Raw genomic sequence first — 597 nt, 5'->3', positions numbered from 1 at the left:
TTGGGCTGGGACTTTCAGATCGGGTGCCGGATGCCAAAACGGTCTGGCTGTTTCGCGAGCGTCTGACCCAGGCGGGTGCGATCGATGGGCTGTTCAACCGCTTTGATGCGACCCTGCGCAACGCCGGATATTTGCCGATGTCAGGCCAGATCCTGGATGCCACGCTGGTAGCGGCTCCGAAGCAGCGGAACACCAATGCAGAGAAAGCCGATCTTCGGGAAGGACGTATTCCTGAAGACTGGCAGGACAAGCCCGCAAAGCTGTCGCACAAGGATCGTCATGCGCGCTGGACACTGAAGTTCACGAAGGCGAAGCGGCAGGATGATGGAACCATGCCATCCAGCGATCTCGCCATCCCGTTCTTTGGCTATAAATCGCATGTTTCCATCGATCGGAAATACCGGTTCATCCGGAAATGGAAAACAACGCATGCCGCCGCCAGTGATGGCGCGCGATTGAGAGAGGGGCTTCTGGATAAAACCAATACGGCCTCAAGTGTCTGGGCTGACACGGCCTATCGCTCAAAAGCCAACGAAGACTTCATGGAAAAGCAGGGATTTGTTTCCAAGGTTCATCGCAAAAAGCCGCATCTCAAGC

The 597-nt window shown here is 55.8% G+C and carries 1 pseudogene; it reads left to right on the top strand.

Annotated features, from left to right (window positions below):
- Nucleotides 1–597: pseudogene (locus ACBR42_RS17195) on the top strand (IS5/IS1182 family transposase); the annotation flags it as partial.

It is taken from the genome of Komagataeibacter sp. SM21, assembly GCF_041402665.1.
Classification (GTDB): Bacteria; Pseudomonadota; Alphaproteobacteria; order Acetobacterales; family Acetobacteraceae; genus Komagataeibacter; species Komagataeibacter saccharivorans.
Note: the sequence above shows the minus strand (reverse complement) of the source record. Positions and strands in the feature narration are given on the sequence as shown.